This is a genomic window from Streptomyces sp. NPDC014656, from assembly GCF_043084305.1.
In the GTDB taxonomy this organism is placed as follows: Bacteria; Actinomycetota; Actinomycetes; order Streptomycetales; family Streptomycetaceae; genus Streptomyces.
The window spans coordinates 117,380-138,221 of sequence record NZ_JBIBZN010000018.1 but is presented as its reverse complement, the minus strand read 5'-3'; the positions used below and the strand labels follow the sequence as shown (position 1 = coordinate 138,221).

Annotated in this window: 15 protein-coding genes; 12 read left to right on the top strand and 3 right to left on the bottom strand. The window is 73.1% G+C overall.

The annotated features are described in order from the left end of the window. Positions 1-76 precede the first annotated feature (76 nt). Positions 77-1,168, top strand: a complete 1,092-nt coding sequence (locus ACF1ED_RS32050) for a glycosyltransferase family 4 protein (protein ID WP_391766458.1) — start codon at positions 77-79, stop codon at positions 1,166-1,168. A gap of 30 nt (positions 1,169-1,198) precedes the next feature. Here the strand turns inward: ACF1ED_RS32050 and ACF1ED_RS32045 are convergent, their stop codons facing one another. After that, positions 1,199-2,821: a PucR family transcriptional regulator gene (locus tag ACF1ED_RS32045; protein ID WP_391766456.1), complete on the bottom strand. Its 1,623-nt coding sequence runs from the start codon at positions 2,819-2,821 to the stop codon at positions 1,199-1,201. 159 nt (positions 2,822-2,980) lie between these two features. On the opposite strand from ACF1ED_RS32045, the gene ACF1ED_RS32040 reads away from it, so the two are divergent. Together ACF1ED_RS32040 and ACF1ED_RS32035 are read left to right on the top strand one after the other, a co-directional pair. Next, complete coding sequence (locus ACF1ED_RS32040) at positions 2,981-4,504, top strand: APC family permease (protein ID WP_391766454.1); 1,524 nt, start codon at positions 2,981-2,983, stop codon at positions 4,502-4,504. Positions 4,505-4,556: 52 nt separating this feature from the next. Next, on the top strand, positions 4,557-6,197 hold the full coding sequence (locus tag ACF1ED_RS32035) for a flavin monoamine oxidase family protein (RefSeq protein ID WP_391766452.1): 1,641 nt from the start codon (positions 4,557-4,559) through the stop codon (positions 6,195-6,197). Between the two features lie 4 nt (positions 6,198-6,201). Here the strand turns inward: ACF1ED_RS32035 and ACF1ED_RS32030 are convergent, their stop codons facing one another. Further along, positions 6,202-7,599, bottom strand: a complete 1,398-nt coding sequence (locus ACF1ED_RS32030; protein WP_391766450.1) for an FAD-binding oxidoreductase — start codon at positions 7,597-7,599, stop codon at positions 6,202-6,204. An 89-nt stretch (positions 7,600-7,688) separates the two neighbouring features. Further along, entirely contained in the window at positions 7,689-9,491 is a 1,803-nt protein-coding gene (locus ACF1ED_RS32025; RefSeq protein ID WP_391766449.1) for a glycoside hydrolase family 15 protein, read from the bottom strand. Between the two features lie 551 nt (positions 9,492-10,042). Between ACF1ED_RS32025 and ACF1ED_RS32020 the strand changes: the two genes are divergently transcribed. From ACF1ED_RS32020 to ACF1ED_RS31980, 9 genes are all read left to right on the top strand, one after another. Further along, positions 10,043-11,695: a CTP synthase gene (locus tag ACF1ED_RS32020; RefSeq protein ID WP_391766447.1), complete on the top strand. Its 1,653-nt coding sequence runs from the start codon at positions 10,043-10,045 to the stop codon at positions 11,693-11,695. 104 nt (positions 11,696-11,799) lie between these two features. Next, a complete protein-coding gene (locus tag ACF1ED_RS32015) occupies positions 11,800-12,426 on the top strand; it encodes an NUDIX domain-containing protein (protein WP_391766445.1) in 627 nt (208 codons plus the stop codon). A gap of 234 nt (positions 12,427-12,660) precedes the next feature. Then, a complete protein-coding gene (locus ACF1ED_RS32010) occupies positions 12,661-14,646 on the top strand; it encodes a tetratricopeptide repeat protein (protein WP_391766443.1) in 1,986 nt (661 codons plus the stop codon). A gap of 146 nt (positions 14,647-14,792) precedes the next feature. Then, entirely contained in the window at positions 14,793-15,908 is a 1,116-nt protein-coding gene (gene ald / locus ACF1ED_RS32005; protein WP_362187744.1) for an alanine dehydrogenase, read from the top strand. A 452-nt stretch (positions 15,909-16,360) separates the two neighbouring features. Continuing rightward, complete coding sequence (locus ACF1ED_RS32000; protein WP_226651714.1) at positions 16,361-17,404, top strand: ParA family protein; 1,044 nt, start codon at positions 16,361-16,363, stop codon at positions 17,402-17,404. After that, entirely contained in the window at positions 17,401-17,907 is a 507-nt protein-coding gene (locus ACF1ED_RS31995) for a hypothetical protein (RefSeq protein WP_391766501.1), read from the top strand. Before ACF1ED_RS32000 ends, ACF1ED_RS31995 begins: the two co-directional genes overlap by 4 nt. 48 nt (positions 17,908-17,955) lie before the next feature. Beyond that, on the top strand, positions 17,956-19,104 hold the full coding sequence (locus tag ACF1ED_RS31990) for a segregation and condensation protein A (RefSeq protein WP_391766440.1): 1,149 nt from the start codon (positions 17,956-17,958) through the stop codon (positions 19,102-19,104). Then, the gene (gene scpB, locus ACF1ED_RS31985) at positions 19,101-19,703 is read left to right on the top strand and encodes an SMC-Scp complex subunit ScpB (RefSeq protein WP_391766438.1); all 603 of its coding nucleotides are present in this window, start codon (positions 19,101-19,103) and stop codon (positions 19,701-19,703) included. Before ACF1ED_RS31990 ends, scpB begins: the two co-directional genes overlap by 4 nt. Continuing rightward, positions 19,703-20,833, top strand: coding sequence for a pseudouridine synthase (locus ACF1ED_RS31980; RefSeq protein ID WP_391766436.1), 1,131 nt, complete (start codon positions 19,703-19,705; stop codon positions 20,831-20,833). Before scpB ends, ACF1ED_RS31980 begins: the two co-directional genes overlap by 1 nt. Positions 20,834-20,842: the final 9 nt, after the last annotated feature.

Genomic DNA, 20,842 nt, shown 5'->3' with positions numbered 1-20,842 from the left:
CCGGCGCGGGGAACGATGCGGTGTCGGTGCCGGAACGTGCGTACGGTCGGCCGCCCGGGCTGGCATCCTTGGGCGCGTGACACAGCTCCGTACGGTCCAAGTGCTGGGCGGCGGCAGCGCGGGCAGCAGCGCTCACGTCCGATCACTTGCCTCGGGGCTGGTGGCGAGGGGCGTCCGGGTGACCGTGTGCGCTCCGGCCGAACTCGACCGCCTCTACGACTACTCCGGGGCCGGCGCGCACGTCGTGCCGCTGCCCCGCCGCAACGACCCGGCGACCGTCGGCGTGCTCCGCAACGCCTGCATCGGCGCCGACGTCGTCCACGCGCACGGGCTGCACGCCTCCGTACGGGCCGCGCTCGCCGTCTCCGGCGGCGTCGGGCCCGCCCGCACCCCGCTCGTCACCACCTGGCACGGCCGGCCGCACGCCGACGGGGCCCGGGCCGGTCTCGTACGGCTCCTGGAGCGCCGGACGGCGCGGGCGGCGGCCGTCGTCCTCGGCACCTCCTCCGAACTCGTCGACCGGGCCCGGCGGCGCGGGGCCCGCGACGCGCGGCTCGCCCCCGTCACCCTGCCCGCCGCCCGCGGGCCCGTCTGCCTCCACGACGGCAAGGCCCGGGCCGAACTCGGCGCCGTGGACCGGCCGCTGCTCATGGCCGTCGGCGCGCTCGAACCCGGCCGGGGGTACGGGACGCTGCTCGACGCGGCGCGGGAGTGGCGGGAGCTCGATCCGCAGCCGCTGCTCGTCATCGCCGGCGAGGGGCGCGAACGGACCGCGCTCCAGCGGCGGATCGTCGCCGAGGGGCTCGCCGTCCGGATCGTCGGGCGGCGCGACGACGTCGCCGAACTCCTCGCCGCGGCGGACGTCGCGGTGCTGCCCTCCCGCTGGGAGGCCCGCTCCCTGCTGGCCCAGGAGGCCCTGCGGCTCGGCGTGCCCCTGGTCGCCACGGCGGTCGGCGGCGTGCCGGAACTCGTCGGCGACGCGGCGGAACTGGTGCCGTACGGCGACGGGGCGGCGCTCGCGGCGGCCGTCCGGGGGCTGCTGGACGACGCGGAGCGGCGGATGGACCTCGCGGCGGCGGGACGCGTACAGGCGCGGACCTGGCCGTCGGAGGACGACACGATCGCCCACGTCCTGAGCGTGTACGACGAGCTCGCGGCGACGCGCTAGACCCGCCGCCGCGGGCGGTGCGCCGGGCCCTTACGGGGTGTGCCGCCGGGCCCGCAGCGCCAGGGAGAGCGCCAGGACCGTCTGGGGGTCGTCCAGGTCCGTGCCGAGGAGCTCGGAGATGCGGGCGAGCCGGTTGTAGAGGGTCTGGCGGTTGAGGTGGAGCTCGCGGGCCGTCTCCGCCTTGCGGCCCGCGTGCGCCAGGTACGTCTCCAGGGTGGGGAGCAGCGGGGGCCGGGAGGCGCGGTCGTGGTCGCGCAGGGGGCCGATCGCACGGTCGACGAAGGCCGCCAGGTCCGGGTGGTCGCGCAGCCGCCACAGCAGCAGGTCGATGTCGAGGCGCCGGGCGTCGTACCAGGGGCGGTCCGTCAGGCCCTGGGCCGCCGTCGCCGTCTCCGCGGCGTGCCGCAGCCCGGCGGAGGCCGCCGCCCAGCCGCCGGCCATGCCGACCACGACGACCGGCGGGTGCGCCCCGGTGCCCTCCAGGCCGGCCCGCTCCGCGCCGGCCCGCAGCGCCGCCGCGACCCGGTCGGCGACCGCCGTCCGCTCCGACTCCGAGCGCAGGCCCAGCAGGAGCGGGGCCCGGCCCTCGACCGGGCGGACGCCCAGGAGGGCGGGGACGCCGACGGAGGACAGCTCCTCGTGGACGGCGCGGGCGAGCAGCGCCCAGCTGCCGGACGGGGAGAGTTCGGGGGCGAGGCGCATGACGACCGGGAGCAGCGGGCCCTCGCCCGGTTTGAAGCCGAGGACGCGGGCCTGTGCCGGGGCGTCCTCCGCCGAGATCCGGCCCTCCGCGAGGTCGGTGAGGAAGTCGCCGCGGCCGCGGGCCGCCAGCTCCTCCTCCTGCCGGGCCTGCATGAGGACGACCGCGAGGAGGCCCGCGGCCCGCTCGGCGGCCATCCGGTGCAGGGGGGAGAGGGCGCCGGAGACCGCGAGCAGCACCAGCCGGGCCCGGACCGAGCCGGCGCCGGGGCCCCCGCCGGGGACGTCGACGAGGACCGTGCCGGTCGGCGGGCCGGACTCGCGGGCCGCGCGCTGGCCGCGGAGCCCGTCCCAGACCTGGAGCGGGTCGGCCGGCCCGGACTCGGTGCCCGCCGCGTACAGCAGCTGTCCCTCGGCGGTCTCCAGGAAGACCGGGTTGGCGGCGAAGTCGGAGAGGATCCGGAGCACCTGTGGCACCCCGCCGCCGCCGAGCAGGGCCTCGGTGCACTGCCGGTGGACCTCCTCGGCCTGCCGCTGGAGGGCGTAGTGGCCGTTGACGATCTCGGTGTGGATCTCCTCGGTGACGGCGACGAACGGCACCTCGCGGTGGAGCTGGACCAGCGGCAGCCCGGCGGAGCGGGCGGTCTCCACTATCGTCGCCGGGAGGCGGGCGAAGCGGGGGCCGAGCTCGACCACGAGGGCGGCGATGCCCCGGTCGGCGAGGCGGCGCACGAAGGCCCGCTGCTCGGCCGGGCGGGTGCCCAGGCCGAGGCCGGTGGTCAGCAGCAGCTCGCCGCCCTTCAGCAGGGACGCGATGTTCGGCACCTCGCCGGCGTGCACCCAGCGCACGGTCCGCTGGAGCCGGTCGGCGCCGGCGACGACCTCCGGGAGGCCGCTGCGGAGCCCCGGGAGTTCGAGTGCCCGTTGTACGGTGATGCCGCCCTGCGTGTCCATGGGCGGACGGTATCGTCCACGGTGTTTCCTGGACATCTCCCCACGGTCACGGGGAGGGTCCGTTCGCCCTCGGGGGCGACAACTCGTCGTGGCACGGCGGGATTTGTATGACCGATTGTCGCTTGTGGCCTACGTCACGCGGGTGGATGCTCTCCCGCCATGGCAGACACCTCCACTCCACAGCCGGCCCCGCGCGTCGACCGGCTCAAGGCGAACTCCGTCGGGCTCGTCGGCGTCGTCTTCATGGCCGTGGCCACCGCCGCGCCGATCACCGCCATGACCGGCAACCTCCCCATCGCCGTCGGCTTCGGCAACGGCGTCGGGGCCCCCGCCGGGTACCTCTTCGCCACCGTCGTCCTGACCGTCTTCTCCGTCGGGTACGTGGCCATGGCCAAGCGGATCACCGCCGCCGGCGCCTTCTACGGCTACATCTCGCACGGCCTCGGCCGGATCGCCGGCATGGCCTCCGGCATGCTCGCCGTCCTCGCCTACATCGTCTTCGAGGCGTCCATCGTCGGCGTCTTCGCCTACTTCGCGAAGACCACCGTCGCCGACCAGCTCGGCGTCGACCTGCCGTGGGTCCTGTACGCGGCCGCCATGCTGGCCGTCACGGCCGTCCTGTCGTACTTCGACATCAACCTGACGGCCAAGGCGCTCGGCGTCATGCTCATCGCGGAGATCGCCGTCCTCTTCGCGGTGGCCACCGCGGTCCTGATCCACGGCGGCGGCCCCGACGGCATCCCCGTCGAGCCGGTCAACCCGAAGAACGCCTTCACCGGCGCCTCCGCCGGACTCGGCCTCTTCTTCGCCTTCTGGTCGTGGGTCGGCTTCGAGTCGACCGCCATGTACGGAGAGGAGTCCCGCGACCCCAAGCGCGTCATCCCCCGCGCCACCCTGATCTCCGTGGTCGGCGTCGGCCTCTTCTACATCTACGTGTCGTGGATGACGATCGCCGGCAACGGCCTGGCCGGCTCGGTGAAGCTGTCCTCCTCCGCCTCCCCGCTCGACCTGTTCTTCGCGCCCACCCAGACCTTCATCGGCGCCTGGGCCGTCGACGCCTTCCAGTGGCTGCTGCTCACCGGCTCCTTCGCCTGCGGGATGGCCTTCCACCAGTGCGCCTCCCGCTACCTCTACGCCATCGGCCGCGAGGGCTTCCTCCACCCGGCGCTCGGCCGCACCCACCCCCGGCACGGCTCGCCGTACCTCGCGTCCTTCGTGCAGAGCGTGATCGCCGTCTGCCTCGTCGGCGCCTTCTGGCTCACCGGCCAGGACCCCTACATCCACCTCTACACGCTGCTCGCGATCCTCGGCACGATGGCCATCCTCATCGTGCAGACGCTCTGCTCCTTCGCGGTCATCGGCTACTTCCGCAAGAACCACCCCGAGGACCGGCACTGGTTCAGGACCCTCACCGCGCCCCTCCTCGGCGGCATCGCCATGACCGCCGTCGTCGTCCTCCTCGTCGTCAACATGGAGACCGCGGCCGGACTCGCCGCCGACTCCCTCTTCTTCAAGGCGATCCCGTGGATCGTCGGCACCGTCTTCTTCGGCGGCCTCGGCCTCGGGTTCTACCTCAAGGCCCGGCGCCCCGAGCGGTACGAGATCATCGGCCGGATCGTCCTGGAGGACGCCGCCGAACGCGACGACGAGCAGGCGGAGCCCGTACCCGCGGCGCACGGCTGACCCGCACGGCTGACCCCGCACGGCTGACACCCCATCTCTCCAGGAGCGCCCCATGGCACGCACCAACCCGATGCACCTCCTGAACCGCCTCGCCGCCGACCACGCCGACGCCCGCCGGCTCGGCCTCCCCGTCGACGAGCTGCGCGGCCTGAGGAACGACCCCCTCGGCCGCCGCACCCTCCTCAAGGCCGCCGCCGCGGCCGGGATCGCCGGCGCCGCCGTCTCCGCCGGAGCCGTCCCCGCCGCGGCCGCCGTCCCCGACCCGCCGGTGCGGTCCGACGCCCGGATCGCCGTCGTCGGCGCCGGCATCGCCGGACTCACCGCCGCCCTCACCCTCCAGGACGCCGGCCTCGCCCCCGTCCTCTACGAGGCCGACCCGGCCCGCGTCGGCGGCCGCATGTGGACCCAGCGGGACCACTGGGCTTACGGGCAGACCTCCGAGATCGGCGGCGAGCTGATCGACACCAGCCACAAGAAGATGCTGGAGCTCTGCCGCCGCTTCGGCCTCCCCACCGAGGACTTCCTCGGCGGCGGGCCCAACGGGGCCGAGGAGGTCCTCTGGTTCGGCGGCGGCTACTACCCGCGCCACCAGGCCGACGAGGACTTCAACGGCGTCTACCAGGCGCTGCGCCGCGACCTCTCCGAGGCGGGGGAGGTCCTCTGGAACCGGTCCACCCCGACCGGCACCGCCCTCGACGACATGTCGGTGTACGAGTGGATCGAGAGCCGCGTCCCCGGCGGGCACGCCTCGCCGCTGGGGAAGTTCATCGACGTCGCCTACAACGTCGAGTACGGAGCCGACACCACCGAGCAGTCCTCGCTCGCCCTCGTCCTGCTCATGGGCTACCAGACCAATCCCGGCAACTTCAACATCTGGGGCCTGTCCAACGAGCGCTACCACATCACCGGAGGCAACGACCGGCTCCCGAACGCCATCGCCGGGGCCCTGAACCCCGGCACCCTCCGCAGGGGCTGGACGCTCCAGGCGGTACGGGCGAACGCCGACGGCACCCAGACCCTCACCTTCGCCGAGGGCGGCTCCACCCGGACCGTCACCGCCGACCACACCGTCCTGTGCGTCCCGCTGCCGGTCCTCCAGCGGCTGGACCTCACCCGGGCCGGCTTCGACCCGCTGATGACGAACCTGCTGCGGGACGCCCGCATGGGCTACTGCACCAAGCTCAACATGCAGTTCGGCACCCGCCCCTGGCGCGGCACCGGCCCCTGGCCCGGGGTCTCCGCCGGCGACTGCTTCACCGACCTGGACGTGCAGCAGACCTGGGACACCACCAAGGTCCAGGGCGGCACCGGCGGCATCCTCATCCAGTACAACGGCGGCCGCCTCGCCCGGAACCTGAACCCCGCCGGCCCCTTCTCCACCGAGTCCGACCCGTACGTGAGGAACCTGGTGAGCCGCTACCTCGCCGGGGTCGACGCCTTCTTCCCCGGCACCTCACGGGCCTGGAACGGTCGCGCCCAGCTCTCCGCCTGGCACAAGAACCCGAACGCGCTCGGCGCCTACTCCTGCTGGCCGGTCGGCTACCTCCACCGGTACGCCGGGTACGAGGGCACCGCCCAGGGCAACGTCCACATCGGCGGCGAGCACTGCTCCTACGACTTCCAGGGCTTCATGGAGGGCGGCGCCACCGAGGGCGAGCGCGCCGCGAGGGAGGTGATCGACGCCCTCCGCTAGCGCGTCAGGCCGCGGCGGCGGCCGGCGCGACGTTGTGGTTGAGGCGGAAGACGTTGTCGGGGTCGTACGCGGCCTTCACGGCGGCGAGCCGCGGGTAGTTTCCGGCCCCGAAACCGGCGACGACCCGCTGCTCGCCCTCCGTCCCGATGAAGTTGAGGTACACCGCCTCCGTCGTCCACGGCCGCATGTCGGTCCGCACGTCGTGCACCCACTGGATCGCGCGCCCGTCGGCCTCCGGGTCCTCCCAGGTGGCGAAGGGGTGGACGGCCCAGGGGGCGGTGCGCCACGGCAGCGGCCAGTCCGACGGACCGCGCGCCACCGCGCCGCCGAGCGGGAAGAGCACGTGCTGGGTGGCCGTGCCCGCCGGGATCCGCTCGCCGCGGGCGCAGAAGACCTCCACGGCCTCGTCCGGCAGCGCGCCCAGGTACTCCGCCGACCAGTAGTTCCGCAGCCCCGGCGGGTCGTCCAGCATGCACTGGAGGTCCGCGTAGGGGATCTCCTCGACCAGCTCCACCACCGGCCGCAGTGCGGTCAGCGGGCCCGCCAGGTGCCGGACGCCCGACCGGGGCCCGGCGAAGGTCACCAGGGCGGCCACCACCAGTTCGCCGACCAGGTGCGCGGGGACGAAGGGCGCGGGCGGGGCGGGGAAGTAGAGCACGCCGCCGCCCGCCTCGTCCGGCATGGTCTCCGCCATCGCCCGGTACGCCTCCACCACCGCGGGTCCGGCGGACGGCGGGAAGAGCAGCAGCGCGAAGCTCATCGCGGGCAGCTCGTGCAGCCGCAGGGTCAGCGAGGTCGCCACGCCGAAGTTGCCGCCGCCGCCGTGCAGCGCCCAGAACAGCTCCGGGTTCTCCTCCGCGCTCGCCACGACGTGCTTGCCCTCGGCCGTGACCAGGTCGACGGAGAGCAGGTTGTCGCAGGCGAGCCCGAACTTCCGCTCCAGCCAGCCGGAGCCGCCGCCCAGGGCGAAGCCGCCGACGCCGGTGGTGGAGGCCCGGCCGCCGGTGGTGGCCAGGTGGAAGGGCTGGGTGGCGCGGTCCAGATGGCTCATCAGGGCGCCGCCCTCGACCCGTACCGCCAGGTGCTCGGGGTCCGCGACCACGGCGTGCATCCGCCGCAGGTCGATCACCAGGCCGCCGTCGACGGAGGAGGCGCCGGCGACGCTGTGGCCGCCGCCGCGCACCGCGACGGCCAGGCCCGTCTCCCGCCCGAAGAGGACCGCGTTGGCCACGTCGGCCTGCGTCGCGCACTGGGCGATGACCGCCGGCCGGCGGTCGATCATGCCGTTGTGGACGCGCCTGGCCTCGTCGTATCCCGGATCGCCGGGCACGAGGACCTCACCGGCCAGGTCCTCGCGGAGGCCGGCCAGGGCGGTGTCCGGAACGGTGACGTGGGGAGGCATCGGGAGCCCCCCTTTCGTACGGGGGCCAGGACACTCTCATGGTAGGTCCGGGCCCCCGGGCACGCCGCTCGGCCGCCGTGCGCCCCCGCTCAGCCGCCGTACGCCCCGCTCGCCGTCAGCCGCAGGGCGGTGTCGATCAGCGGGACGTGGCTGAACGCCTGCGGGAAGTTGCCCACCTGCCGCTGGAGCCGCGGGTCCCACTCCTCGGCGAGCAGCCCCAGGTCGTTGCGGAGCGCCAGCAGCTTCTCGAAGAGGGTGCGGGCCTCGTCGACCCGGCCGATCATCGCCAGGTCGTCCGCGAGCCAGAAGGAGCAGGCGAGGAAGGCGCCCTCGTCGCCCTCCAGGCCGTCGACGCCCGCCTCCTCGCCGGCCGTCGGATAGCGCAGCACGAAGCCGTCCGAGGTGGACAGCTCGCGCTGGATCGCCTCGATGGTGCCGATCACCCGCTTGTCGTCCGGCGGCAGGAAGCCCATCTGCGGGATGAGCAGCAGCGAGGCGTCCAGCTCCTTGGAGCCGTACGACTGGGTGAAGGTGTTCCGCTCCTTGTCGTAGCCCTTCTCGCAGACGTCCCGGTGGATCTCGTCGCGCAGCTCGCGCCAGCGCTCCAGCGGGCCGTCGGCGTCACCGGACTCGATCAGCTTGATCGTGCGGTCGACCGCCACCCAGGCCATCACCTTGGAGTGGGTGAAGTGCCGGCGGGGGCCGCGGACCTCCCAGATGCCCTCGTCGGGCTGGTCCCAGTTCTTCTCCAGGTAGTCGATCAGCTTGAGCTGGAGCAGGGAGGCGTAGTCGTTCCGGGACAGGCCCGTCATGTGGGCCAGGTGCAGGGCCTCGGTGACCTCGCCGTACACGTCGAGCTGGAGCTGGCTCGCGGCGCCGTTGCCGACCCGGACCGGGCCCGAGTTCTCGTAGCCCGGAAGCCAGTCCAGCTCCGCCTCGCCGAGCTCCCGCTCGCCCGCGATGCCGTACATGATCTGGAGGTTCTCCGGGTCGCCTGCGACCGCGCGGAGCAGCCAGTCCCGCCAGGCCCGGGCCTCTTCGCGGTAGCCGGTGCGCAGCATCGAGGAGAGGGTGATGGCGGCGTCCCGCAGCCAGGTGTAGCGGTAGTCCCAGTTCCGTACGCCGCCGATCTCCTCCGGCAGCGAGGTGGTCGGCGCGGCGACGATCCCGCCGGTGGGGGCGTACGTGAGCGCCTTCAGGGTGATCAGCGAGCGGACCACGGCCTCCCGGTAGGGGCCGTGGTAGGTGCAGTGCTCCACCCAGTCGCGCCAGAAGCCGGCGGTGGCCTCCAGGGAGCCCTCCGGGTCCGGAAGCGGCGGCGGCTCCTTGTGCGAGGGCTGCCAGGAGAGGGTGAAGGTGATCCGGTCGCCGGGGGTGACGGTGAACTCGGAGTAGGTGGTGAGGTGCTCGCCGTGGGTCTCGGCGTCGGTGTCGAACCAGACGGAGTCGGGTCCGGCCACCGCGACCGTGCGCTCGCCGACCTTGTGCACCCAGGGCACGATCCGGCCGTAGCTGAACCGCATCCGCAGCGCGGAGCGCATCCGCACCCGGCCGCTGACCCCCTCCACGATCCGGATCAGCTGGGGCGCGCCGTCGCGCGGCGGCATGAAGTCGGTCACCCGGACCGTGCCGCGCGGGGTGTCCCACTCGGATTCCAGGATCAGCGAGTCGCCCCGGTAGCGGCGGCGGTCGGCGGGGGCCGGCTCGGTCTCGTCCGGGACGGCCGGGCCCACTCTCCAGAAGCCGTGCTCCTCGGTGCCGAGCAGCCCCGCGAAGACCGCGTGCGAGTCGAAGCGGGGGAGGCAGAGCCAGTCGACACTGCCGTCCCGGCAGACCAGTGCCGCGGTCTGCATGTCCCCGATGAGTGCGTAATCCTCGATACGCCCGGCCACGTGCTTCACTCCAGTCGAACGGCCTGTCCGCCCCTCGGGGCGCGTGCAGCGGGATGGTGCGAGTTGCAAGAGGTGCCCGCGGTGCCAGTGTGCGGTATGGCCGGCTCCGGCAGCGGGTCGAGGGGAAGCGACACGGGCTCCCGGTCCGGCTCCACGGACGGGGGTGGTGCCGTCGGCCGGCCGCTCGGCGGCGGGGCCGGGCGGGATGGTCCGCACAGTAGTGACCGTGGTGATCACCCGCGTAACGCGCTGCTCCATACGGGTGAACAGGATGTTCTCCGGATGTTTGCCCGAACGTTTCCCCCGGGTGGTGTCCCGCTCCCGCCCCGGAAAACGGCCCTTCCGGAGTCCGCCCCACCCGGTCGGCCGGTGTGCCGAGCGTGTGGCCGGAAGCGGTCTCCGGATGTCACTGATACCCTGGTACCCCGTGGACCGGTGGGAAACGGCGCCAGCCGAAACCCCCGAAACCGCAGCGACGGCACCCCCGATTCTTCCGGAGGACCTGCCGCTTCGCACCTCCAGAACGCGACCACGGGAGCCCCCTCTTGGCGATGCCGCCCAAATCCACGACGACCAAGCACATCTTCGTCACCGGGGGTGTCGCCTCCTCGCTCGGCAAGGGGCTCACCGCCTCCAGCCTGGGTGCGCTCCTCAAGGCCCGGGGCCTGCGGGTCACGATGCAGAAGCTCGACCCGTACCTCAACGTCGACCCGGGCACGATGAACCCCTTCCAGCACGGTGAGGTGTTCGTCACCGACGACGGCGCCGAGACCGACCTGGACATCGGCCACTACGAGCGCTTCCTCGACGTCGACCTCGACGGCTCGGCCAACGTCACCACCGGCCAGGTCTACTCGCAGGTCATCGCCAAGGAGCGGCGCGGCGAGTACCTCGGCGACACCGTGCAGGTCATCCCGCACATCACCAACGAGATCAAGTCGCGGATCCGCCGCATGGCCACCGACGACGTCGACGTCGTCATCACCGAGGTCGGCGGCACGGTCGGCGACATCGAGTCGCTGCCCTTCCTGGAGACCGTCCGCCAGGTCCGCCACGAGGTCGGCCGCGACAACGTCTTCGTCGTCCACATCTCGCTGCTGCCCTACATCGGCCCCTCCGGCGAGCTGAAGACCAAGCCGACCCAGCACTCGGTCGCCGCCCTGCGCAACATCGGCATCCAGCCCGACGCGATCGTGCTGCGCGCCGACCGCGAGGTCCCGACCGCCATCAAGCGCAAGATCTCGCTGATGTGCGACGTCGACGAGGCCGCCGTGGTCGCCGCCATCGACGCCAAGTCGATCTACGACATCCCGAAGGTGCTGCACACCGAGGGCCTCGACGCCTACGTCGTGCGCAAGCTCGACCTGCCCTTCCGTGACGTGGACTGGACGACCTGGGACGACCTGCTGGACCGGGTCCACAACCCCGACCACGAGGTCACCGTCGCGCTCGTCGGCAAGTACATCGACCTGCCCGACGCCTACCTCTCCATCACCGAGGCCATGCGCGCCGGCGGCTTCGCCAACAAGGCCCGCGTCAAGGTCAAGTGGGTCACCTCCGACGACTGCAAGACCCCGGCGGGCGCGCGCAAGCAGCTCGGCGACGTCGACGCGATCCTCATCCCCGGCGGCTTCGGCGACCGCGGTGTGAACGGCAAGATCGGCGCGATCCAGTACGCCCGTGAGAACAAGGTGCCGCTGCTCGGCATCTGCCTGGGCCTCCAGTGCATCGTCATCGAGGCCGCGCGGAACCTGGCGGACATCCCGGACGCCAACTCCACCGAGTTCGACCCGGCCACCGCGCACCCCGTCGTCTCCACCATGGAGGAGCAGCTCGCCTACGTGGAGGGCGCCGGCGACCTGGGCGGAACGATGCGCCTGGGCCTCTACCCGGCGAAGCTCGCCGAGGGCTCCGTCGTCCGCGAGACCTACGCCGGCGAGCCGTACGTCGAGGAGCGCCACCGTCACCGCTACGAGGTGAACAACGCGTACCGCGCCGAGCTGGAGAAGAAGGCCGGCCTGGTCTTCTCCGGCACCTCCCCGGACAACAAGCTCGTCGAGTTCGTCGAGTACCCGAAGGAGATCCACCCCTACCTGGTCGCCACCCAGGCGCACCCGGAGCTGAAGTCCCGCCCGACCCGCCCGCACCCGCTCTTCGCGGGCCTGGTCAAGGCGGCCGTCGAGCGCAAGACGGGCAAGAAGTAGCAAGGCGTTAACGTTGCCGGGGTACGGGTCCTGACGGGCCGGTACCCCGGTTTTCGCATGTGGTCGTGAGCGGCCGCGCGTGGTCGTAAGTGGGAGGACTACCGATGCAGGTGCAGGACACCCCGGAGGAGTGGCGGGTCGTCGCCACCACCACACCCTTCACGGGCGCCAAGACGAGTGTCCGCACGGACGAGGTGGTCATGCCGGACGGCTCCGTCGTCCGGCGTGACTACCAGGTCCACCCCGGCTCCGTGGCCGTCCTGGCCCTGGACGCCCAGGACCGGGTGCTCGTGCTGCGGCAGTACCGGCACCCGGTGCGGCAGAAGCTGTGGGAGATCCCGGCCGGGCTGCTCGACGTGCCCGGCGAGAACCCGCTGCACGCCGCGCAGCGCGAGCTGTACGAGGAGGCGCACGCCAAGGCGGGGGAGTGGCGGGTGCTCGCGGACGTGTACACCACCCCGGGCGGCTGCGACGAGGCCGTACGGATCTTCCTGGCGCGCGACCTCGCCGAGGCGGAGGGGGAGCGGTACGCGGTCTCCGAGGAGGAGGCCGACATGGAGGTGGCGCGGGTCCCGCTGGACGAGCTGGTCCGCGGCGTCCTCGCCGGGGAGCTGCACAACAACTGCCTGGTGGTGGGGGTGCTGTCGCTGGTCGCCGCCCGCGCGGGCGACGGCGTCGACGCCCTGCGCCCGGCGGACGCTCCCTGGCCGGCCCGGCCGTTCGAGGCGTAGCCGCCGGTCCGCGGCCCCCTCGCGGACGCGCTCCGTGACCGTTCGGTCCGCTCTGCGTGGGGAGGGGGTCGGCCGTCCGTTCGGTCGAGCCGGTGTGACTGTCTGCTGATCCGATCGGGCGATGTGTCCGCCGCGCTCCACCGGGTCGGCGGCGGGGGCTGAACTACGCTCGTACACGCCCGTGCGGAGTCCCCCGCGGGATGGCTCGTGCGCAGGTGGACGGGAGTGTGGCCCGTGACGGATCAGGCGGTGGCGGCGGCCGGCAGCCGGCAGTTCTACGGCCGGCAGCGGGAGTTGAAGGCCCTCCGCGCCGACATCGAGCGGACCGGACTGGACACCCTCACCGGGCGCAAGGCGCCCCGCGCCCGCGTCCTGCTCGTCGCGGGGCGGCCCGGCTCCGGCCGGACCGCGCTCGCCGAGGAGCTGATCGCCTCGGTCGCCGAGCGCTACCCCGACGGCGTCTACCGCGCCCGGCTCACCGAGCCCGGCGGGGAGCCCGTGCCCACCGCCCGGGCCGCCCGCGAGCTGCTGCGCGACCTCGGCGTCGCGGAACCGCCCGGCGCCGGCGAGGACGAGCTGACCGAACTGGTCCGCGAGGCGCTCGGCGGGCGCCGGGCGGTGCTGCTACTCGACGACGCCGTCGACGCCGAGCAGGCCGATCCGCTGCTCCCGGACAACCCCGACGCCCTGGTCGTCGCGGTGGCCGAGGGGCCGCTCACCGGCATCCCGGACGTCCGGCCCTGCACCCTGGGCGGCCTCGACCCGAAGTCCGCGATCGAACTGTTGACCTCCGCCACCGGCTCGGTCCGCATCACCGTCGACCCGCAGGCCGCCGAGGCCCTGGTCGAGGAGTGCGGCGGACTGCCCGGCGCGGTGGTCCTCGCCGGCGGCTGGCTGGCGGGCCGGCCCGAGACCTCGGTCGCCGACCTCGCCAAGCGGCTGCGCGGCCTGAACGGCGACCCCCTCACCCGCACCTTCCTCCTCGCCCACCAGGCGCTGCCCCAGCCGGCCGCCCGGATACTGCGCTACCTGGCGCTCGCCCCGCTCGGCCGGGCCGACGCCCACACCGCCTCCGCCCTGGCCGGCTGCTCGGTCCAGGCCGCGGCGACCACGCTCGCCGACTTCGCCCGCCTGGGCCTGGTCACCGAGACCGGGGACGGGGAGTACGAGGCCCCCGGCCATCTCGTCCCCCTGCTCCGCGCCCAGCTGGAGGAGCGCGACCGGCCCGCCGAGGTGCAGCTCGCCCGGGCCCGGATGCTGGAGCGGACCGTGCGGCTCCTCCAGTCCTGCCGCGCGGTCACCGAACCCGAGGGCTCCCCGGCCCGGCGCAAGCTCGCCGGCCTGCCGCGCGCCCTGCGCTTCCCCGGCCCCGAGGACGCCGCGCGCTGGCTGGCCTCCCGCCGGCCGGCGCTGCTGGCCTGCGCCCGGACGGCCGTCGCCGACGGCGAGCTGGACACCCTCGCCCGCCGCCTCATCGCCTCCCTGGTGCGGGCGCTCACCGCGCACGGCGGCGCCGAGGCGGCGGCGCCCGACCTGTACGGGCTGCACCGGCTCGTCCTGGACGTGGCCGAGCGGCGCGGACTGCACCGCGAGCGGGCGGCGGCCCTGCTCAACCTCGGCGACCTCGACGCCCGGACCGGCCGCGCGAAGGACGCTCTGCTGCGATATCGGTTGGCTTGGGAGGCCGGAAGGCAAGCAAATGATCCGTACGCGACCGGCCGCGCAATGGAATCCGTAGGTGGCAGCTATCAGGAGCTCGGCGACTGGCAGCGGGCCGGCGACTGGTACGGCCGCGCCCTCGCCCAGCGCCTCGCCCACGACGAGCGGGCCGACCAGGCGCGCCTGTACGCCCGTCTCGGTGCCGTGCAGACCTACGCGGGGCGGTACGGCGAGGCGCTGCGGCACTGGCGGGCGGCGGCGGCCGGCTACCGCAGGCTCGGCGATCTCCCGGGCCACGCACGGGCGTTGAGCGAGGCGGCCCGGGTGCAGGAGTACGCGGGCCGCCCCGAGGAGTCGCTGCGGACCTGCGAGGAGGCCGTGGAGTGGGCCCGCCGCGCGCAGGACACCCGGCTCCAGGCGGCCCTCCAGCTGCGGCTCGCCGACACCCTGGACCGGCTCGGGGATCCGGCGGCGGCGCGGCTGCACCGGGCTGCGGCGGACCGTCTTCTGGAAACGGAACGCTTCGCCTACGAAATCCGCAGTGGCTCCGCAGAAGATTAGTACTTTGAAAGGCTAGACAGCGGGAACTCCTTCATTAGACTGGTTCCGCCGCGTTCGAACGTGGTCTGCCCCGGTGCGCCGCAATGCATCCGGGTATGTATCGCAGTGCACCAGTTATCCCCCTGATTCAAGGACCGTGATCGACGATGAAGGTCGGCATCCCCCGCGAGGTCAAGAACAACGAGTTCCGCGTGGCCATCACCCCCGCCGGTGTCCACGAGCTCGTCCGCAACGGCCACCAGGTCTTCATCGAGCAGAACGCCGGCGTCGGCTCCTCGATCACGGACGAGGAGTACGTGGCCGCCGGTGCCGAGATCCTCGCCACCGCCGACGAGGTCTGGGCCACCGCCGACCTGCTCCTCAAGGTCAAGGAGCCGATCGCGGAGGAGTACCACCGCCTCCGCAAGGACCAGACGCTCTTCACCTACCTGCACCTCGCCGCCTCGAAGGAGTGCACGGACGCCCTCCTGGAGTCCGGCACCACCGCCATCGCCTACGAGACGGTCGAGACCGCGAACCGCGCGCTCCCGCTGCTCGCCCCGATGTCCGAGGTCGCGGGCCGCCTGGCCCCGCAGGTCGGCGCCTACCACCTGATGCGCTCGGCCGGCGGCCGCGGCGTCCTCCCCGGCGGCGTCCCCGGCACCCACGCCGGCAAGGCCGTCGTCATCGGCGGCGGCGTCTCCGGCTGGAACGCCGTGCAGATCGCCGTCGGCATGGGCTTCCACGTGACCCTGCTCGACCGCGACATCAACAAGCTCCGCGAGGCCGACAAGATCTTCGGCACCAAGGTGCAGACCGTCGTCTCCAACGCCTTCGAGCTGGAGAAGGCCGTCGTCGAGGCCGACCTCGTCATCGGCGCCGTCCTCATCCCGGGCGCCAAGGCCCCGAAGCTGGTCACCAACGAGCTCGTCGCCAAGATGAAGCCCGGAAGTGTCCTTGTCGACATCGCGATCGACCAGGGCGGCTGCTTCGAGGACTCGCACCCGACCACCCACGCCGAGCCGACCTTCCAGGTCCACAACTCGGTCTTCTACTGCGTCGCCAACATGCCCGGCGCGGTCCCGAACACCTCCACCTACGCCCTCACCAACGCCACGCTGCCCTACATCGTGTCGCTGGCGAACAACGGCTGGGTCGAGGCGCTCCGCCGCGACGCCGCCCTCGCCCTGGGCCTCAACACCCATGACGGCAAGGTGGTTTACAAGGAGGTCGCCGAGGCGCACGGCTACGAGCACGTCGAGCTGAGCACCCTCGTCGGCTGACCCGAGCCGCCCCGACGACGGCTTCGCGGACGGCCCCGTCAACGCCCGCCGTCAATGTCACGCACCCGGCCGGACCTTGTTCGACAAGGTCCGGCCGGCTGTGTCTCCGGCCACGCCAAAACGTTCGGTCAACTCGCCTCGAACGTAACCCTTTAACCGTTTCGCACACCCCTGAAACGTGTGGATGCATGGCCGCGCACCCTTGACAGAGGCGTGTTCGGTTGCCGACACATCGGGCCGGGTCCGGGCGATTGTGTTGCTGCGGACCGGTGACACGCCATAGAGTCGCCAACCGTCGGCATGGTGCCACGCTGACCTATCGATAAATGTTCCTGGTCACATCCAAGGAGGTAAGACGACTTGTGAATGAGTCGACATTTACTCCCGGGAGCGCTGCGCCAGGTGCCCCGGTCGGCTCCGTCGCGGTGCGGACCTTCGCGACGCGCCGCCCCATGACGACAACCCACACGCTGAAGACGATGGACGGCCTACACGTGAACGCCACGGCCGGCAACGAGATGGGCCGAGAGTCCACCCACTTCGCCGCCTACGACGAGCTGCCCGAGGGGCACTTCTACGACCCCGACGCCGAGTACGAGCCCGACCCGGAGTACGCGGCCACCCTCGCGCCCGACGCTGCCCGTCAGCGCCGCGAGCGGATCGGCCCCACCGGACGGCCGCTGCCGTACTTCCCGATCCCGGGCCCGCTGACCGACCACGGTCCCGCCAAGATCATCGCGATGTGCAACCAGAAGGGCGGCGTCGGCAAGACCACGTCGACCATCAACCTGGGTGCCGCGCTCGCCGAGTACGGACGACGGGTGCTGCTCGTCGACTTCGACCCGCAGGGAGCCCTGTCGGTCGGCCTCGGCGTGAACCCGATGGAGCTCGACCTCACCGTCTACAACCTGCTCATGGAGCGGGGCATGTCGGCGGACGAGGTGCTGCTCAAGACGGCGGTCCCCAACATGGACCTGCTGCCGAGCAACATCGACCTCTCCGCCGCCGAGGTGCAGCTGGTCTCCGAGGTCGCGCGCGAGTCGACGCTCCAGCGCGCCCTCAAGCCGCTGATGAACGACTACGACTACATCGTGATCGACTGTCAGCCCTCGCTCGGCCTGCTGACCGTGAACGCCCTGACGGCGGCCCACAAGGTCATCGTGCCGCTGGAGTGCGAGTTCTTCGCGCTGCGCGGCGTCGCCCTGCTGACCGAGACCATCGAGAAGGTGCAGGAGCGGCTCAACCCCGAGCTGGAGCTCGACGGCATCCTCGCCACTATGTACGACTCCCGGACCGTCCACTCCCGCGAGGTGCTCGCGCGGGTCGTCGAGGCCTTCGACGACCACGTGTACCACACGGTGATCGGCCGGACGGTGCGCTTCCCGGAGACCACGGTCGCCGGCGAGCCCATCACCACGTACGCCTCCAACTCCGTGGGCGCCGCCGCCTACCGCCAGCTCGCCAGGGAGGTGCTCGCCCGGTGTCACGCCGAGTGAGTCTGCCCGGAGCCGACGAACTCTTCCGTACGACCGGGGGGATGGCGCTGCAGTCGTCCTCGCCCCGCCGAACCGTTCCCGCTCCGGCGGGTGAGAGCGACCCGGCGGCCGGCCCGGACGGCGGCGCCGCCGGCTCCGCCGAGCACGCGGCGGCCTCCTCGGAGGCGGCCGAGCCGCGCGCCCGGGAGACCGAGTCGGTTCCCGCGCAGCAGCCCGCCCCCGTGAAGGCGGCCGCCCCCCAGGCGGGCGCGCCCGCACGGCGCCGGGGACGGGCCGCCAACCGGCGCCCCAGCGGCCGGGAGCGGCACGACGAGAAGATCACGGTCTACGTCTCCGCCGAGGAGCTGATGGACCTGGAGCACGCGCGGCTGGTGCTGCGCGGCGAGCACGGCCTCGCCGTCGACCGCGGCCGGATCGTCCGCGAGGCGGTCGCCGTGGTCCTGGCGGATCTGGAGTCCCGCGGCGACGCGAGCATCCTCGTCCGCCGTCTGCGCGGCCGCTGACGGTAGCCTGCGGGCGGCCCCGCCCCCGCACCCCTGGAACCGCCCCCGATGCACCCGCACGCCGACGGAACGTCCCGCCCACCGCGCCGCCGCGCGCTGGGACGGGGCGGCGGCGTTTCCGGGCCCGCGCAGGGGCCCCCCGGGGCCGCCGCCCCGCCGCCCGCGACGCCCGGCGGGAACCCCGCGACCGCCCCGGCACCCGAGACCACGGCCGCCCGCCCCGCGACCGCCCCGGAGGCCGGGCCACCGGGGCGCGCCCCCGCGGACGCGCCGGCACCGGCACCCGCGCCCGAGGAGCCGGGTGACGGGGCCGGAGCCGTACCGGCGTCCGGTGGGCCCGGTGACGGCCCCGGAGCCGTGCCCGCGCCCGAGGAGCCCGGTGACGGCCCCCGGGCCGCGCAGGCGGGCGACGGGCGGTTCACCGTGCGGCTGGCCAACTTCGAGGGACCCTTCGACCTGCTGCTCCAGCTGATCGCCAAGCACCGGCTCGACGTGACCGAGGTCGCGCTCTCGCAGGTCACCGACGAGTTCATGGCCCACCTGCGGGGGCTGGGGCCGGACGGGGACCTCGACCAGACGACCGAGTTCCTGGTGGTCGCCGCCACCCTGCTCGACCTCAAGACCGCCCGGCTGCTGCCCGCCGCCGAGGTGGAGGACGAGGCCGACCTCGCCCTCCTGGAGGCCCGCGACCTGCTCTTCGCCCGGCTCCTGCAGTACCGGGCGTACAAGCGGATCGCCGAGATCTTCGCCGGGCGCTGGGAGGTGGAGGGCCGGCGCCACCCCCGGACCGTCGGCCTGGAGCCGCACCACGCCGAGCTGCTCCCCGAGGTCGTCCTCTCGATCGGTGCCGAGGGCTTCGCGAAGCTCGCCGTGAAGGCACTCCGGCCCAAGGCGAAGCCGCAGGTCTACGTGGACCACATCCACGCCCCGCTGGTCAGCGTCCAGGAGCAGGCGGGGATCGTCGCCGCCCTGCTGCGCGAGCGCGGCACCCTGGACTTCCGGGAGCTGGTGGAGGACGCCGCCGGGGACACCCTCACGGTCGTCGCCCGCTTCCTCGCCCTCCTGGAGCTGTACCGGGAGAAGGCCGTCTCCCTGGACCAGGAGGACCCGCTCGGCGAGCTCAGGGTCTCCTGGACCGGCGGGGACGGCGAGACCCGGGTGACCCAGGAATTCGACCAGGAGGACCCGTCCGCATGAGCGACCTCAAGCCCGCCCTCGAAGCCGTCCTCATGGTCGTCGACGAGCCCGCCGCCGAGGCCCACCTCGCCAAGGTCCTCGACCGCACCCCGCGCGAGGTCGCCGACGCCCTGCACGAGCTGGCCGACGAGTACACCGCCGACGGGCGCGGCTTCGAGCTGCGCCGGGTCGCCGGCGGCTGGCGCTACTACACCCGCCCCGCCCACGCCGCCGCCGTCGAGGCCTTCGTCCTGGACGGCCAGCAGGCCCGGCTGACCCAGGCCGCCCTGGAGACCCTGGCGGTGGTCGCGTACCGCCAGCCGGTCAGCCGTTCCCGGGTCTCGGCCGTCCGCGGGGTCAACTGCGACGGCGTGATGCGGACCCTCCTCCAGCGGGGTCTCGTGGAGGAGGCGGGCGCGGAACCCGAAACAGGTGCGATCCTGTACAGGACGACGAACTACTTCCTGGAGCGGATGGGCCTGCGCGGCCTGGACGAGCTTCCGGAGCTCGCGCCCTTCCTCCCCGAGGCGGACGCGGTCGAGCCGGACTCCCTGGAGGGCGTTCCGTCGTTCGATCCCGACAGGGACGAACCAGTGGACGAAGAGACGACGGAAGTTTGATGCGAAGCAGCAGCGGCAGGAACAGCGGAAGCAACGGCGGGAGCCGTGGTGCCAAGAGCGGCGGCCGCGGCAACAACTACCGGGGAGCGGGCAACGGCCGCGACGAGCGCGGCCAGAGCGCCGGCCGCCCCCGCAAGGCCCGCCCCGAGGAGCGCAGCTACGACGTGAGCATGCCCTCGGACGGCGCCAAGGGCGGTCCCGGCGGTGCCCGCAAGGGCCGCGGTGACGCGGCCCGCGGCGGCGCCAAGGGCGGCCCGAAGCAGTCCCCGAAGCAGCAGCAGCGCGGCACCGGCCGCGCGGCCGCTCCGGCGCGCTCGCGCGAGTACGAGGCCAGGGCCGAGGAGCGCAACCGCGAGCGGTACGCGAACAAGCCCGAGGTCAAGACCCCCAAGACCTTCCCGGGCGCCGAGCAGGAGGGCGAGCGGCTGCAGAAGGTGCTGGCCCGCGCCGGCTACGGCTCGCGCCGCGCCTGCGAGGAGCTGATCGAGCAGGCCCGGGTCGAGGTCAACGGCGAGATCGTCCTGGAGCAGGGCCTCCGGGTGGCGGAGAGCGACGAGATCCGGGTCGACGGCCTGTCCGTCGCCACCCAGTCGTACCAGTTCTTCGCGCTGAACAAGCCGGCCGGCGTCGTCTCCACCATGGAGGACCCCGACGGCCGCCAGTGCCTGGGCGACTACGTCACCAACCGCGAGACCCGGCTCTTCCACGTCGGCCGGCTCGACACCGAGACCGAGGGCATCATCCTCCTCACCAACCACGGCGAGCTGGCCCACCGTCTCACCCACCCCAAGTACGGCGTGAAGAAGACCTACCTGGCCGCCGTCACCGGCCCGCTGCCCCGCGAGGTCGGCAAGCGGCTCAAGGAGGGCATCGAGCTGGAGGACGGGTACGCCCGCGCCGACCACTTCCGCGTGGTCGAGCAGCTCGGCAAGAACTACCTGGTCGAGGTCGTGCTCCACGAGGGCCGCAAGCACATCGTGCGCCGGATGCTCGCCGAGGCGGGCTTCCCGGTGGAGAAGCTGGTCCGCACCGCCTTCGGCCCGATCGGCCTGGGCGACCAGAAGTCGGGCTGGCTGCGCCGCCTGTCCAACACCGAGGTCGGCATGCTGATGAAGGAAGTCGGTCTGTAGGACCCGCCT

Excerpts from the sequence above, each read along its gene's own strand:
- ACF1ED_RS32000 (WP_226651714.1), top strand. The coding sequence starts at position 16,361 with ATGACGACAACCCACACGCTGAAGACGATGGACGGCCTACACGTGAAC.
- ACF1ED_RS32035 (WP_391766452.1), top strand. The coding sequence starts at position 4,557 with ATGGCACGCACCAACCCGATGCACCTCCTGAACCGCCTCGCCGCCGAC.
- ACF1ED_RS31980 (WP_391766436.1), top strand. The coding sequence starts at position 19,703 with ATGCGAAGCAGCAGCGGCAGGAACAGCGGAAGCAACGGCGGGAGCCGT.
- ald (WP_362187744.1), top strand. The coding sequence starts at position 14,793 with ATGAAGGTCGGCATCCCCCGCGAGGTCAAGAACAACGAGTTCCGCGTG.
- ACF1ED_RS32015 (WP_391766445.1), top strand. The coding sequence starts at position 11,800 with ATGCAGGTGCAGGACACCCCGGAGGAGTGGCGGGTCGTCGCCACCACC.
- ACF1ED_RS32030 (WP_391766450.1), bottom strand. The coding sequence starts at position 7,599 with ATGCCTCCCCACGTCACCGTTCCGGACACCGCCCTGGCCGGCCTCCGC.
- scpB (WP_391766438.1), top strand. The coding sequence starts at position 19,101 with ATGAGCGACCTCAAGCCCGCCCTCGAAGCCGTCCTCATGGTCGTCGAC.
- ACF1ED_RS32045 (WP_391766456.1), bottom strand. The coding sequence starts at position 2,821 with ATGGACACGCAGGGCGGCATCACCGTACAACGGGCACTCGAACTCCCG.
- ACF1ED_RS31990 (WP_391766440.1), top strand. The coding sequence starts at position 17,956 with ATGCACCCGCACGCCGACGGAACGTCCCGCCCACCGCGCCGCCGCGCG.
- ACF1ED_RS32020 (WP_391766447.1), top strand. The coding sequence starts at position 10,043 with ATGCCGCCCAAATCCACGACGACCAAGCACATCTTCGTCACCGGGGGT.
- ACF1ED_RS32040 (WP_391766454.1), top strand. The coding sequence starts at position 2,981 with ATGGCAGACACCTCCACTCCACAGCCGGCCCCGCGCGTCGACCGGCTC.